The organism is Bradyrhizobium sp. 956_D2_N1_4, assembly GCF_052076025.1.
GTDB classification, from domain to species: Bacteria; Pseudomonadota; Alphaproteobacteria; order Rhizobiales; family Xanthobacteraceae; genus Bradyrhizobium; species Bradyrhizobium barranii.
Genome location: NZ_CP197237.1, coordinates 5,687,656 through 5,701,361, shown reverse-complemented (window position 1 = coordinate 5,701,361; position 13,706 = coordinate 5,687,656). Strand labels below are relative to the sequence as shown.

The following is a 13,706-nucleotide window of genomic DNA, read 5'->3' as shown; positions in this document are numbered from 1 at the left end:
CACCCTACGGCCGCTGGGCGTGCCGCAAGTGCTGACGACGGGAGAGGCTAAGCCTCCACGAACTCGTCCCGCCGATACCCCTGAGCATAGAGCAGCGCGGTGAGATCGCCATGGTCGATCCGCGCGGCAGCCGCAGCCGCGACCGCTGGCTTGGCGTGATACGCCACGCCCAGGCCCGCCGCCTGGATCATCGCGAGATCGTTGGCGCCATCGCCGACCACGACCGAGTCGATGTCGTCGAGATCGAACGACTCCATCAGATCCACCAGCGTCGCGAGCTTTGCCGCGCGGCCCAAAATCGGCTCCTTGACCTCGCCGGTGAACTTGCCGTCGCGGACGACGAGCTCGTTGGCGCGGTTCTCCTGGAAGCCGATCTTGGCGGCGACCGCGCGCGTGAACAGCGTGAAGCCGCCGGAGACGAGACAGGTATAGGCGCCGTGGGCGCGCATGGTCGCGACCAGTTCGCGGCCGCCCGGCGTCAACGTGATGCGCTTGGCCAGCACCTCGTCGACCACGCTGGCGGGAAGGTCCTTCAGCAGCGCGACGCGCTCGCGCAGCGCTGGCTCGAACTCGATCTCGCCGCGCATCGCGCGTTCCGTAATCGCCGCCACGTGGGCCTTCATTCCGACGAGATCGGCGAGCTCGTCGATGCATTCCTGGCCGATCATGGTGGAATCCATGTCGGCGAGAAAAAGCTTCTTGCGCCGGAAGCCGACTGGCTGCACCACGATGTCGATGGGAAGGTCGCCGCGAAGCTCGCGCAACCGCTGTTCGATGGCGTGACGGTCGCCTTGGAGGTTATCCTGCGCGCCGAAGGGAATGTCGACCGCAACCCCGTCAAACAGCCAGTGCGCAGGTTGCGCCTGGGGCAGCACGGCGCGGGCGCCGTCGACGATGGTGCTGTCGAGCGCGGGATTGTCGGGATTGCAGATCAGCGTGGCGACGAGGGACATTTGAGGTTTTCGTGAGCGAGGGACAAGTCAGCAGAAGACATGTTGGCAAGGCCGTGCTTATCGCAGGCCCGACCGCCAGCGGCAAGTCGGCGCTGGCGCTCGAGCTTGCCCTGAGTACGGGCGGAATCGTCATCAATGCCGATTCCATGCAGGTCTATCGTGACCTCCGCATCATCACCGCGCGCCCCACACATGGCGAGGAAGGACGCGCGCCGCACCGTCTCTACGGCCACGTCGATGCGGCCGTGAATTTCTCGGCCGGCGCATGGGTGGTCGACGCGACGAAGGCGCTGGACGAGGCGAAAGCCGAAGGCCGCCTGCCGATCTTCATCGGCGGCACGGGCCTTTATTTCAAGGCGCTGACGGCGGGCCTCTCCGTGGTGCCGCCTATTCCCGCCGAAATACGTGAGGACGTGCGCGCGCGGCTGGAGCGGAACGGCGTCGAGGCGCTGCATGAGGAACTTGCACGCCGTGATCCGCGCGCCGCCGAACGATTGAACCTGCGCGACCGCACCCGGATCGCGCGCGCGCTCGAAGTGGTCGAAGCGACGGGCCGTTCGCTGCTCGACTGGCACCATGAAGGCCAGCCGCCGCTGCTGCCCAAGGACAGTTTTCGCGCGGTGTTTCTCGCCCCCGAGCGCGACGAGCTCTATGCCCGCATCGATGCCCGTTTCGATGCCATGCTCGGTGCCGGCGCGTTGAGGGAGGTGGAGTGGCTCGCCGCCAGACATCTCGATCCGCTGCTGCCGGCGATGAAAGCCCATGGCGTGCCGGCCCTGATCCGGCATCTGCGCGGTGAGATCGGCCTGGACGAGGCGGCCACGATCGGTCGCGCCGACACCCGCCACTACGCCAAGCGGCAATTCACCTGGTTCCGGCACCAACTGCCCGAGTTCGAATGGGTGAAGCCGGAGGAGGCGAGGGGGTGGCTTGCCGCCATCGTGAATGCGGAGCGGGACCTCCGCTGACGCGCTTTTGTACCCGGGTTCCCGAATTTACCTCTCGCCGAACCCTGGGAACACCGCTACATTGCCAAAATCGCGCGGGAACGGTCGCATTGCCTTGACATCCGGGCTTTGACCGTTATGTTTCGCGCAACCTTTGGGAAGCCGGGCACCTGCCATGCGTAACATTATTACCAAACTCCTTATCGCCGTCGTACCCAGGCACACCGCCGGGGGTGGCTAGCTGCCATCCACAAGACAGGCGGTGTGCATGGGCCCTCTTCGGGGCCTTTTTTATTTCCCGAACCCGACACGAACGAAGCCGCTGACAACAGCGCATCCGGAGCAAGACAATGAGCGACAAGAGCCACGATCCGAACCAGATGACCGGCGCCGCGATGATCGTTCGCGCGCTCATCGATCATGGCGTGACCGACATTTTCGGCTATCCCGGTGGCGCCGTGCTTCCGATCTATGACGAGATCTTCCAGCAGAGCGAGGTCCAGCACATCCTGGTCCGGCACGAGCAGGGCGCGGGCCACGCCGCCGAGGGCTATGCGCGCTCGACCGGCAAGCCGGGCGTTGCGCTGGTGACCTCCGGTCCCGGCGCCACCAACATGGTGACGCCGCTGACCGACGCGCTGATGGACTCGATTCCGCTGGTCTGCATCTCCGGCCAGGTGCCGACGCATCTGATCGGCAACGACGCGTTCCAGGAGTGCGACACGGTCGGCATCACGCGGCCCTGCACCAAGCACAATTGGCTGGTGCGTGACGTCAACGATCTCGCCAAGGTGCTGCACGAGGCCTTCTATGTCGCGACCTCCGGCCGTCCCGGCCCGGTGCTCGTCGACGTGCCCAAGGACGTGCAGTTCGCGACCGGCACCTATCATCCGCCGCGCAAGTCGGACGTGCACCGCTCGTACGCGCCGCGCGTGAAGGGCGACGCGACGCAGATCCGCAAGGCCGTGTCGCTGCTCGCCAATGCCAAGCGCCCGGTGATCTACAGCGGTGGCGGCGTGATCAATTCCGGCCCCGAGGCGACCAAGCTCCTGCGCGAGCTGGTCGAGGTCACCGGCTTCCCGATCACCTCCACGCTGATGGGCCTGGGTGCCTATCCGGCGTCGGGCAAGAACTGGCTCGGCATGCTCGGCATGCACGGCACCTATGAAGCCAACATGACCATGCATGATTGCGACGTCATGCTGTGCGTCGGCGCGCGCTTCGACGACCGCATCACCGGCCGCGTCGATGCGTTCTCGCCGGGCTCGAAGAAGATCCACATCGACATCGATCCGTCCTCGATCAACAAGAACATCCGTGTCGACGTGCCGATCATCGGCGACTGCGGCAACATCCTCGGCGACATCCTCCAGGTGTTCAAGGCGGAAGCGAAGAAGCCCGACATCAAAGCCTGGTGGCAGCAGATCGCGCAGTGGCGCGCCCGCAACTCGCTCTATTACAAGAAGAGCAACGACGTGATCCTGCCGCAGCACGCGATCCAGAGCCTGTTCGAGGCGACACGCGGCAAGGACACTTACATCACGACGGAAGTCGGCCAGCACCAGATGTGGGCGGCGCAGTTCTTCGGCTTCGAGGAGCCGCATCGCTGGATGACGTCCGGTGGTCTCGGCACCATGGGCTACGGCCTGCCGGCCGCGGTCGGCGTGCAGGTTGCCCATCCCGACAGCCTCGTCATCGACATCGCGGGCGATGCCTCGGTGCAGATGACGATGCAGGAGATGTCGACGGCGGTTCAGTACGAATTGCCGATCAAGATCTTCATCCTGAACAACCAGTACATGGGCATGGTGCGGCAATGGCAGCAGCTGCTGCACGGCAACCGGCTATCGCATTCCTATTCGGAGGCGTTGCCGGATTTCGTCAAGCTCGCCGAAGCCTATGGCGGCGTCGGCATCCAGGTGCACAAGCCCTCTGATCTCGACGGCGCCATCCAGGAGATGATCTCGGTCAAGCGTCCGGTGCTGTTCGACTGCCGCGTCGCGGCGCTCGAAAACTGCTTCCCGATGATCCCCTCCGGCAAGGCGCACAACGAGATGCTGTTGCCCGAGCAGGCCAACGACGAAGCCACGGCAAAGGCGTTCGCCGGCGGCAAGGCGCTGGTGTGACGTCATGTTCGACCTGACGGAGCTCGAGCGCGCACATGCGATCGTGGGGCAGGCGGTGCCGGCGACGCCGGCACGCGGCTGGCCGCTGCTCGCCGAGCGCCTCGGGACGCAGGTCATCGTCAAGCACGAGAACCACACGCCGATCGGCGCCTTCAAGGTGCGCGGGGGTCTCGTCTATCTCGAACGGCTGAAGCGCGAGCGGCCGAACATTCCGGGCATCATCTCGGCGACGCGCGGCAATCACGGCCAGAGCCTGGCCTTTGCCGCGAGCCGTCACGGCGTGCCGGCAGTGATTTACGTGCCGCGCGGCAACTCGGTCGAGAAGAACCGCGCGATGAAGGCGTTTGGCGCCGAGCTCGTCGAGCATGGCGAGGACTTTCAGGCGGCCGCCGAAGAGGCGCAGCGGCGCGCCCAATTTACCGGCCTGCACATGGTGCCGTCGTTCCATCCGGATCTCGTGCTCGGCGTCGCCACCTATGCGCTCGAACTGTTCCGGACGGCGCCGGATCTCGATGTTCTCTATGTGCCGATCGGGCAGGGCTCTGGCATCTCCGGCTGCATCATGGCGCGTGACCTGCTCGGCCTGAAGACCGAGATCGTCGGCGTGCAGTCGACCGAAGCGCCGTCCTACGCGCTGTCGTTCGCGGCCGGCAAGGTCGTGACGACGAAGACCAGCAACACGCTGGCCGACGGCATGGCAACGCGCATTCCCGACGCAGACGCGTTCGCGCTGATCCGCAAGGGTGCCGCGCGCATCGTGCAGATTTCCGACGACGAGGTCGCCGCCGCGATCCGCGCCTACTGGACCGACACGCACAATCTCGCCGAAGGCGCCGGCGCCGCCGCGCTCGCCGCGGCGCTTCAGGAAAAGACCAAGCTGTCAGGCAAGCGCGTCGGTCTCGTGCTGTCCGGCGGCAATATCGATTTCGATCTGTTCCGCAGTTGGGTCGGGGCAGAGGCGCCAGCGATGGCGTGACGGAGAGACAAGAGGGGACGACCATGAACCAGCCGGCATCCGCCTATTTCATCGAGGACCGCCACGATCCCAACGAGACGCATACGCTCTCGGTGCTCGTGCAGAACGAGCCGGGCGTGCTCGCGCGCGTCATCGGGCTGTTCTCCGGGCGCGGCTACAACATCGAAAGTCTCACCGTCTCGGAGACCGAGAGCCAGAAGCACCTGTCGCGCATCACCATCGTCACCACGGGCACGCCGATGGTGATCGAGCAGATCAAGCACCAGCTCGACCGCATGATCCCGGTCTATCGTGTCGTCGACATGACCCTGACCAAGCGCTCGATCGAGCGCGAGCTTGCGATGGTGAAGGTGCGCGGGCAGGGCGAGCATCGTGTCGAGGCGCTGCGGCTGGCGGATGCGTTCCGCGCCCGCGTGATCGATGCCACCACCGAGAGCTTTGTGTTCGAGATCACAGGCAATACGGACAAGATCAACCAGTTTATCGACCTGATGCGCCCGCTCGGCCTTGTCGAGGTGTCGCGCACCGGCGTTGCCGCGATTGGCCGCGGGCCTGAGGGGATGTGAGCCATGCTGGCGCGCGACTGGTACTATAACGAGCGCAACCGGATGGGAATCGAGCCCGCAGTGGCCTCGATCTACGACGCCCATGACGATGCCGATCTGCGGGCGCGCGCCGCGCTGAAAATGCTCGGGGTGCAGCGCGGCTGGCGCATCGCGGATATCGGCTGTGGCAACGGCGTGCTCGCGACCGAAGCGGCGCTGATGGGTGCCGAGGTGGACGCCATCGATATCTCGCCGGCGATGCTGGCGCTCGCCGAGATCTACGCCCGCGACCGTAAGGCGCCCGTGCGCACACAGTCCGCCGGCTTGCTCAGCTTCGCCTACCGCCCGGAATCCTACGATCTGATCGTCAGCGAGTTCACGCTGCACCATCTGCCGGATTTCTGGAAGGCGGTGGCGATGTCGCGGATCTACCGTGCATTGAAGCCGGGCGCGAGCTTCTATCTGCGCGACATCGTCTACGCCTCGATGCCCGACGCCATCGAGCGCGACGTCGAGCAATGGGCCGACTTCCATATCAAGAACCACGATTTTTCGCGCGAAAGCGTCGTCACGCACATGCGCGACGAATATTCCACCTTCGGCTGGGTGATGGAGCGGTTGCTGACCGATGTCGGCTTCACGCTGGTCTCGGTCGATTACCACGCGCCCATGCACGGTACTTATCTGCTGCGGAAACCGAAAGCCGGCGAGCAAGGCTAGAACAGAACAACAAACAGGGCTGCACGACAAAGCAGAACCGAGAACAACAATGAAGCCGGCCGATATCCTCATCGCCATTCTGGTGGCGGTCATCTGGGGGCTTGCCTTCGTGGCGAGCCGGATCGCGCTCGACGAACTTTCGCCGGAGCTGATGACGGCGATGCGCTTCACCATTGCCGCGGTGCCGTGCCTGTTCATTCCCAAGCCGAAGATCGCCTGGTCGCTGCTGATCGCGATCAGCTTTACGCTGTTCCTCGGCCAGTTCCTGAGCCAAGCCTATGGCATCGCGCACGGTGTGCCGGTGGGGCTCACCAGCGTCGTCGTGCAGAGCCAGGCGCTGTTCACCATCGGCTTTGCCGCGATCGCATTCGGCGAGCGGCCGACGCCGGTGCAGACCCTTGGCATCGTCGTCGCCGCAGTCGGCCTGCTCTTGATCTGCGGTACCGTCGGTTACGATTTCAGCGTTGGTGCCTTCGCGGTGCTGATGATCGCCCCGATTTGCTTTGCCGTCGGCAATCTCCTGCTGCGCGGCGCCCGTGGCGCGCCGATGTTCGACCTGTTCGCCTGGCTCTGCCTGACCGCCGCCGTGCCGCTGTTCGCGCTGGCGCTGGTCGTCAACGGGCCGGCGCCGACCTTCCAGTCGCTGATCCATATGTCGCCGACTGGCCTCGTCTGCCTGCTGGCGATCGGCGCCATCTCGACCAGCATCGCCTATTGGCTGTGGGGCCGGCTGCTGCGTGACTATCCCGCAGCGCAAGTGGTGCCGTTCGCGCTGCTGGTGCCGTTCGTCGGCTCGGCTGCTTCCAGCATCGTGTTTGGCGAGAAGTTCGGCCCGTTGCGGCTGGCCGGGATGCTGACGGTCATCGGCGGCATCGCGGTGATGGTGCTGGCGAGACGCCCGCAGCCGCTGCCGAAGACCGCGTGAGGTGAGCATGTCCCAGTCGCTGCTCTATGCCTTCATCATCTTCGCCCTCGTGATGTTCTTCACGCCGGGGCCGAACAACATCATGCTGCTGTCGTCGGGACTGACTTACGGGTTCCGCCGCACCATCCCGCATATCGCCGGCATCACGATCGGCTTCGCCTTCATGGTCGGCGCCGTCGGCCTCGGGCTCGGCACGGTGTTTCTGGCCTATCCGATCCTCCAGACCATCCTGAAATATGCCGGCGCCGCCTACTTGATTTACCTCGCCGCGGTGATCGCCTTCTCGGGGCCGGCCAAGCGGGGCGAGGAGGACGGCCGCGGCCCGATGACCTTCTGGGGCGCGGCGATGTTCCAGTGGATCAACGCCAAGGGCTGGGTGATTGTGATCGGCACCATCACCGCCTATGCCGCCATCGCCCAATTCCCCCTGAACATCGCGATCCAGACCCTGATCAGCCTGCTCGTCGGCACGGTCTCGACGGTGGTCTGGGCCCTGTTCGGCACTGCACTACGACCGGTACTGACCTCGGAGCGGCTGGTCCGCGCCTTCAATATCGTGATGGCGCTCCTGCTGCTCGCCTCCCTCTACCCCGTTTTCATGGATGCATGATGTCGCGGATTTCCATGCAGAAACGGGTTTCCCTAGGGGCTGAAAATGCTCTAGACAGCCCCCGAAATCCGCAAATTTCACCCTTCGGACACTGACCTTTGGCCGATTCTGGCCCTGAACGAGGAAACGACTATGCGTGTTTATTACGATCGCGACGCCGACCTGAACCTGATCAAGGGCAAGAAGGTCGCCATCGTCGGCTATGGCAGCCAGGGCCACGCCCATGCGCTCAACCTCAAGGACTCCGGCGTCAAGGACGTCGCCATTGCGCTGCGCAAGGACTCGGGCTCGGTCAAGAAGGCGGAAGCCGCCGGCTTCAAGGTGATGGAAGTCGCCGAAGCCGCCAAATGGGCCGACCTCGTCATGATGCTGACCCCGGACGAGCTCCAGGGCGACATTTATCGCGAGCACCTGCACGACAACATGAAGAAGGGCGCCGCCCTCGTGTTCGCGCACGGCCTCAACGTCCACTTCAACCTGCTCGACCCGCGCGCCGACCTCGACGTGCTCATGATCGCGCCGAAGGGCCCCGGCCACACCGTGCGTTCGGAATATCAGCGCGGCGGCGGCGTGCCCTGCCTGATCGCGATCGCCAAGGACGTCTCGGGCAACGCCCATGACCTCGGCCTCTCCTACGCCTCCGCCGTCGGCGGCGGTCGTGCCGGCATCATCGAGACCACCTTCAAGGAAGAGTGCGAGACCGACCTGTTCGGCGAGCAGGTCGTGCTCTGCGGCGGCCTGGTCGAGCTGATCAAGGCCGGCTACGAGACCCTGGTCGAAGCCGGTTACGCCCCGGAGATGGCCTATTTCGAGTGCCTGCACGAAGTGAAGCTGATCGTCGACCTGATCTATGAAGGCGGCATCGCCAACATGAACTACTCGATCTCCAACACCGCGGAGTACGGCGAGTACGTCACCGGTCCGCGCATCGTCACCGCGGAGACCAAGGCCGAGATGAAGCGCGTTCTCGCCGACATCCAGGGCGGCAAGTTCGCCCGCGACTGGATGCTTGAGAACAAGGTCAACCAGACCTCGTTCAAGGCGACCCGCGCCAAGCTCGCCGCGCATCCGATCGAGGAAGTCGGCGCGAAGCTCCGCGACATGATGCCTTGGATCAAGAAGGGCGCGCTGGTCGACAAGAGCAAGAACTGACGGCTGCGCCGTCATTCCGGGTTCGCGACCTCGTCGCGCCCCGGAATGACGAGCGAAACACAAACTTCGCTCGCCAAACCAAATTTTAAACCTTCTCGACTACATCGGAGCGAGATCGCGAACGGCGGTCTCGCTCCTTTCATCTCGCGCGAAGCATTGCGGCTTCATTCAAATTCTTCGCGAGCTGACATGCCCTCTGAGCGCGAAGAACTGACGCTTAAACCACATTCTTGGTCTCGCGTCGTTTTCATAACTTCTCCAGAAGCTCGCGTTCGCCAAAAGCCCAGCGTCTTCAAGATCGAGGATTCGGATCTTCATCTGCATCTTCAGGGCGCAATCAATCTCATGTCGCGAAGTTCGCGCGCCGCTTCATCTTAAGAATCGACACCCGCGACGTCCCTTTGAGCGTTGGTGGCATTGCGCTGACACATCCTTCTCTCCATGATCGCGGGAACTTGAGGGGGAGGGGTCTATGCGATCTGTCGTCGTCACCGGCGCGTCCACCGGCATCGGCTGGGCCATTGCGAAATTTCTGATCGGGCGCGGCTACCGCGTCTTCGGCAGCGTCCGCAAGCAGGCCGACGCCGACCGGCTCAGGGGTGAGTTCGGCGCGAACTTCACGCCGCTCCTGTTCGACGTTACCGACGAGGCCGCCGTGCTCGCCGCTGCGCGCCAGGTTCGCGAGGCGCTGGCTGGCGACACGCTGGCGGGGCTCGTCAACAATGCCGGCATTGCGGTCGCGGGGCCGGTCCTGGAATTGTCGGTCGACGATTTCCGCCGCCAGATGGACATCAACGTCATCGGCCCGGTCATCGCGACGCAAGCCTTTGGGCCGCTGCTCGGCGCGGACCCATCGCTGAAGGGGCCGAAGGGGCGGATCGTGATGATCAGCTCGGTCGCCGGCAAGAACGGCAATCCGCTGTCGGCGCCTTACTGCACCTCCAAGCACGCCATCGAAGGCCTGTCGGAGAGCCTGCGGCGTGAGCTGATGCTGTTCGGGATCGACGTCATCATCGTCGCCCCAGGCGCAGTGAAGACGCCGATCTGGAGCAAGGCCGAAGAGATCGATCTCTCCGTCTACCAGAACTCGCCCTATCTGCCGGCGCTGAACAAGGTCATGGCGTTCATGATGGACCTCGGTGCGAAGGGCCTGCCGGCCGAGCGGATCGCCGAAATCGTGTTCGAGGCGCTGACCGCCGCGAGCCCCAAGGTGCGCTACCAGATCACGCCGGATCCGTTGCGCCATCTGGTCGGCGCATTGCTGCCGAAACGGACGGTTGATCGCATCATCGCAAAGCGCCTGGGGTTCCTGCCGCAGGGCTGATCGACGTTCAGCTCGCTTCGGCCGTCCGTCGGCGGGGGTGGGCGGCCATCGCGATCAGCCGCAGCGCCATCACGGCGAACAACGGAATGAGGAAGGCGGCATGGAGCGGCATCGCCTGCACGCGCTTGCCGAACGACACCATGAACTGGAACCAGAGGTAATAGCCGCCCACGAGGTGCAGCACGCGCCAGGCCTGCGGTCCGAGCAGCGCGGCGGTGCGGTCGAACGAGGTCGCGCTCATGGCGATGATGAATGCATAGCCGATGCCGCCGAAGATGTAGGACGCGGCCGAAGTCGCCTCCACAAAGCCGGCCGGGTCCATTTTGGCGAAGGCAACGATCGCGCCTGCGTGGATGGCGTGGGAGGCCGCAAAGCTCAAGCCCAGATAGCGACGGTTGCGGCGCTGCCAGCGGGTCCAGGCGTTAGGCCACAGCCGTGCGAGCGCCGCAGCACTGAAGGCAAGGCAGAACAGCAGCAGCGAGCTTCGCGCCGTGAAACGGATCACCATCCGTACGCCCTCGACCTCGAACTGCCGCATCGACGCGATCCACAGGCTGAGCGCGATCAGGCTCAGGGTGAGCACGGCGAGCAGCCGCCAGCCCTCGAACCAGTTTTGGCGTTGTGACATGGCGGTCTCCTCCTTAATGTAAGCATCGATTACATTTCAGGCTGACGAAGTCGTCAACGGTGTAATCGATGCTTACATTCACGTTGAGGTGATGCTAGGAAGCGCCATGCCCGCCCGACAGCCGTCCAAGCCGCGCGCCCGCCGCCAAACGCCAGAAGCCCGGCCCTATCATCACGGTGACCTCCGCCGCGTGCTGATCGATGCTGCGTTGCAACTGGCGGCGGAGGGTGCCGAAGTCTCGGTGCGCGAGGCCGCACGCCGGGCCGCGGTTTCGCCGGGGGCGCCGTTCCGGCACTTCCCCAACCGCGACGCGCTGATGGCGGCGGTGGCCGGGGAGGCGCAGCGGCGCTTTCGCGCCGAGATCGAGGTGGCGCTGGACCAGGCGCCGGCCACCGACCCGCTCGGCCGCTTCCGCGCCTTCGGGCTCGCTTACCTGCGCTGGGCGATGCGCAACCCCGCGCATTTCGAGATCATCTCGACGGGGCGCTACTTCGCTCATGGCAGTTCCGCGGAGCTGACACGCGACAATGCCGAGCTGATCGCCCTGACCGAACGGATGCTGGCAGACGCGGCGGAGCAGGGTCTGCTGCGGTCGGTCGATCTCAAGCGCATCCAGATCGCCGGCCGCGCCCTGGTCTACGGCTTTGCCCGGATGAATCTTGACGGCCACTTTCCGCGCTGGGGGGTGGAGGAGGGCGAGACCGAGCGGATGGCGGAAGGGGTGATCGACCTGTTTATCGCGGGGATCGCGAAGCCGGGCCGCGGCTCCTGAACTGACTGACCCTCATGGCGAGGAGGCGCGTAGCGCCGTCTCGAACCATGCAGGCCCACTCGGGCCTCGCCCTTCGAGACGCCTGCTTCGCAGGCTCCTCGGGGTGAGGGGATGGAGTTGGCCGTGCGGCTGTTCGCCGCCTGCTAACATTAAGCGAAGGTCGGACCGCGACACGCGTTGCTTGTCCGTGACCATTCAATTACAGTTTTATGACACGGTGCAGGCTTCCGGCTGCGCCGAACGCCGCAGGCCGGCCCGACGGCTGGGTATTCATCGCGCCGGACCAGAAGTTGCGTGCCGTCGATGGCGTCCGCGCCGAATCCAGGTCCTTCTGCCACCACCGCCGTGCTGGCGAGCGTTGCCGCGCTCGGCATCTGGCGCCTGCTTGCGGTTGCCGCGCCGCATCTTGCCGCCCTCGCGCTCATGTACGAGACCGAGACCGATTTCGGTTCGCGGCTTTCGTTCGTGCTCGCTTGGGGCATCCTCAATTTCTTCTGGATCACGCTCTTGCGGCGGCCGGCACTGTCGGGTGCGCTGTCGCTGACCATGGTCGTCGTGCTGGTGCTGCTGTCGCGTCTCAAGCACGACGTCGTGCAGATGACGGTCAACTTCATCGACCTGATGATGATCGACCGCGACACCGTGGCGTTCCTGTTCACGATATTCCCGAACCTGCGCTGGTCGGTGATCGGGGCCGGCCTCGTCACGCTGCCGCTGATGTATGCGCTGTGGTGGCTCGATCCGTTTCGCATCCGCCGCCTGCCGGCGTTCGCGTCCACGCTCGCCTGTCTTGCCGCACTGGTCGGCTATTCGCTCTATCATCCGGACGAGGCCTGGCGCGGCTATTACGATGACGGCTATCTCTCGAAATTCTTCCGCTCCGGCGTCAGCGCGGTCTCCGACTTCGCGCAATACGGCTTCATGGAGTCGGCCGCCTCGACCAACGAGCGGCTCAACATGCCGCTGGTGGATGCCTGCCACCCCGCGGGCCGCCGGCCGAACATCATCATGGTCCATGATGAATCGAGCTTCGACATTCGCGCTGCCCAGGGCATCAAGGTGCCGCCGCGCTATGGCGATCATTTCAAATCCTTTGACGGCAAGCAGCGCACGTTCCTGGCCGAGAGCAATGGCGGGCCGAGCTGGTTCACCGAATACAACGTGCTCGCTGGCCTCTCCTCGCGCTCGTTCGGCCGCTTCGCCTATTTCGTGACGCGCATCGCCTCAAACCGCGTCGAGCGCGGCCTGCCGCTGGCGCTGCGCCGCTGCGGCTATGACACGCTATCGCTCTATCCCGCCTATGGCGGCTTCATGGGCGCGCGCAGCTTTCAGGTGACGACCGGCGTCGAACGCTTCCTCGACTCGAAGGATCTCGGCGCCAAGGACGTCGAGCCGGACTCCTTTTTCTACGACAAGGCGCTCCAGCTGATGGGCCAGCAGCCGCCGAACAAGCCGCTGTTCACTTTCATCTATCTCGGCGCCAATCATTTCCCCTGGGAGACGCGCTTCCGCCCCGATCTGCTGCCGAACTGGCGCGCGCCGGGCAATAATGTGGCGTCCATCGACGAATATCTGCGCCGGCAGGCGATGAGCGCCGAGCAGTACAGAGCGTTTGTCGCGGGCCTGAAGAAGAATTTTCCCGGCGAGCCCTTCCTGATCGTGCGCTACGGCGATCATCAGCCCGAGTTTGCACCGAACCTCCTCGAGCCCGGGCTCGACGAGGGCGCCCTCGGCAAGAAGCTCGACGCTTACGATCCGCGTCTCTACGCGACCTATTACGCGATCGACGCCATCAATTTCGAGCCGGTGAAGAGCGAGGCCGTGATGGACACGGTCGACGGCCCCTATCTCCCGCTGGTGATCCAGGAAGCCGCCGGCATTCCGCTCGATCCCTCCTTTGCCGAGCAGAAGCAGATCATGCTCCGCTGCAAAGGCATCTTCTACGGCTGCAAGGACGGCGCCGAGGCGCGGCGGCTCAACCGGCTGCTGATCAATGCCGGGATCATCCGGGGGCTGTAGCGCTGATCG

At 64.7% G+C, this 13,706-nt stretch carries 13 protein-coding genes; 11 read left to right on the top strand and 2 right to left on the bottom strand.

The genetic code is table 11. From position 1 onward, the window contains the following. Positions 1-47: 47 nt before the first annotated feature. A complete protein-coding gene (gene serB / locus AB7535_RS26995) occupies positions 48-953 on the bottom strand; it encodes a phosphoserine phosphatase SerB (protein ID WP_085399727.1) in 906 nt (301 codons plus the stop codon). Between the two features lie 11 nt (positions 954-964). On the opposite strand from serB, the gene miaA reads away from it, so the two are divergent. The 9 genes from miaA to AB7535_RS26950 all read left to right on the top strand — a co-directional run bounded on the left by miaA (position 965) and on the right by AB7535_RS26950 (position 10,278). Next, the gene (miaA, locus tag AB7535_RS26990) at positions 965-1,921 is read left to right on the top strand and encodes a tRNA (adenosine(37)-N6)-dimethylallyltransferase MiaA (RefSeq protein ID WP_085399726.1); all 957 of its coding nucleotides are present in this window, start codon (positions 965-967) and stop codon (positions 1,919-1,921) included. A 329-nt stretch (positions 1,922-2,250) separates the two neighbouring features. Next, on the top strand, positions 2,251-4,026 hold the full coding sequence (locus AB7535_RS26985; protein WP_063981624.1) for an acetolactate synthase 3 large subunit: 1,776 nt from the start codon (positions 2,251-2,253) through the stop codon (positions 4,024-4,026). 4 nt (positions 4,027-4,030) lie between these two features. Next, a complete protein-coding gene (locus tag AB7535_RS26980; protein WP_085399725.1) occupies positions 4,031-5,002 on the top strand; it encodes a threonine dehydratase in 972 nt (323 codons plus the stop codon). A gap of 23 nt (positions 5,003-5,025) precedes the next feature. Continuing rightward, complete coding sequence (gene ilvN / locus AB7535_RS26975; RefSeq protein WP_014493064.1) at positions 5,026-5,568, top strand: acetolactate synthase small subunit; 543 nt, start codon at positions 5,026-5,028, stop codon at positions 5,566-5,568. Positions 5,569-5,571: 3 nt separating this feature from the next. Further along, on the top strand, positions 5,572-6,267 hold the full coding sequence (locus tag AB7535_RS26970; protein WP_135214120.1) for a class I SAM-dependent methyltransferase: 696 nt from the start codon (positions 5,572-5,574) through the stop codon (positions 6,265-6,267). Positions 6,268-6,316: 49 nt separating this feature from the next. Continuing rightward, positions 6,317-7,192 (top strand): EamA family transporter, encoded by an 876-nt coding sequence (locus AB7535_RS26965; protein WP_085399723.1) that lies wholly within the window; start codon positions 6,317-6,319, stop codon positions 7,190-7,192. 7 nt (positions 7,193-7,199) lie between these two features. Next, positions 7,200-7,802: a LysE family translocator gene (locus AB7535_RS26960; RefSeq protein WP_085399752.1), complete on the top strand. Its 603-nt coding sequence runs from the start codon at positions 7,200-7,202 to the stop codon at positions 7,800-7,802. A 132-nt stretch (positions 7,803-7,934) separates the two neighbouring features. Next, on the top strand, positions 7,935-8,954 hold the full coding sequence (gene ilvC / locus AB7535_RS26955) for a ketol-acid reductoisomerase (RefSeq protein ID WP_071910530.1): 1,020 nt from the start codon (positions 7,935-7,937) through the stop codon (positions 8,952-8,954). A 472-nt stretch (positions 8,955-9,426) separates the two neighbouring features. Then, entirely contained in the window at positions 9,427-10,278 is an 852-nt protein-coding gene (locus tag AB7535_RS26950) for an SDR family oxidoreductase (protein WP_085399722.1), read from the top strand. Between the two features lie 7 nt (positions 10,279-10,285). Here the strand turns inward: AB7535_RS26950 and AB7535_RS26945 are convergent, their stop codons facing one another. Further along, complete coding sequence (locus tag AB7535_RS26945) at positions 10,286-10,906, bottom strand: hypothetical protein (protein WP_135214121.1); 621 nt, start codon at positions 10,904-10,906, stop codon at positions 10,286-10,288. A gap of 106 nt (positions 10,907-11,012) precedes the next feature. Here AB7535_RS26945 and AB7535_RS26940 point away from each other — a divergent pair, with 106 nt between their 5' ends. Both AB7535_RS26940 and AB7535_RS26935 read left to right on the top strand, forming a co-directional pair. Continuing rightward, positions 11,013-11,678, top strand: coding sequence for a TetR/AcrR family transcriptional regulator (locus AB7535_RS26940; protein ID WP_085399720.1), 666 nt, complete (start codon positions 11,013-11,015; stop codon positions 11,676-11,678). 303 nt (positions 11,679-11,981) lie between these two features. After that, positions 11,982-13,697, top strand: a complete 1,716-nt coding sequence (locus AB7535_RS26935) for a sulfatase-like hydrolase/transferase (RefSeq protein WP_071910536.1) — start codon at positions 11,982-11,984, stop codon at positions 13,695-13,697. The last annotated feature ends 9 nt before the right edge of the window (positions 13,698-13,706 follow it).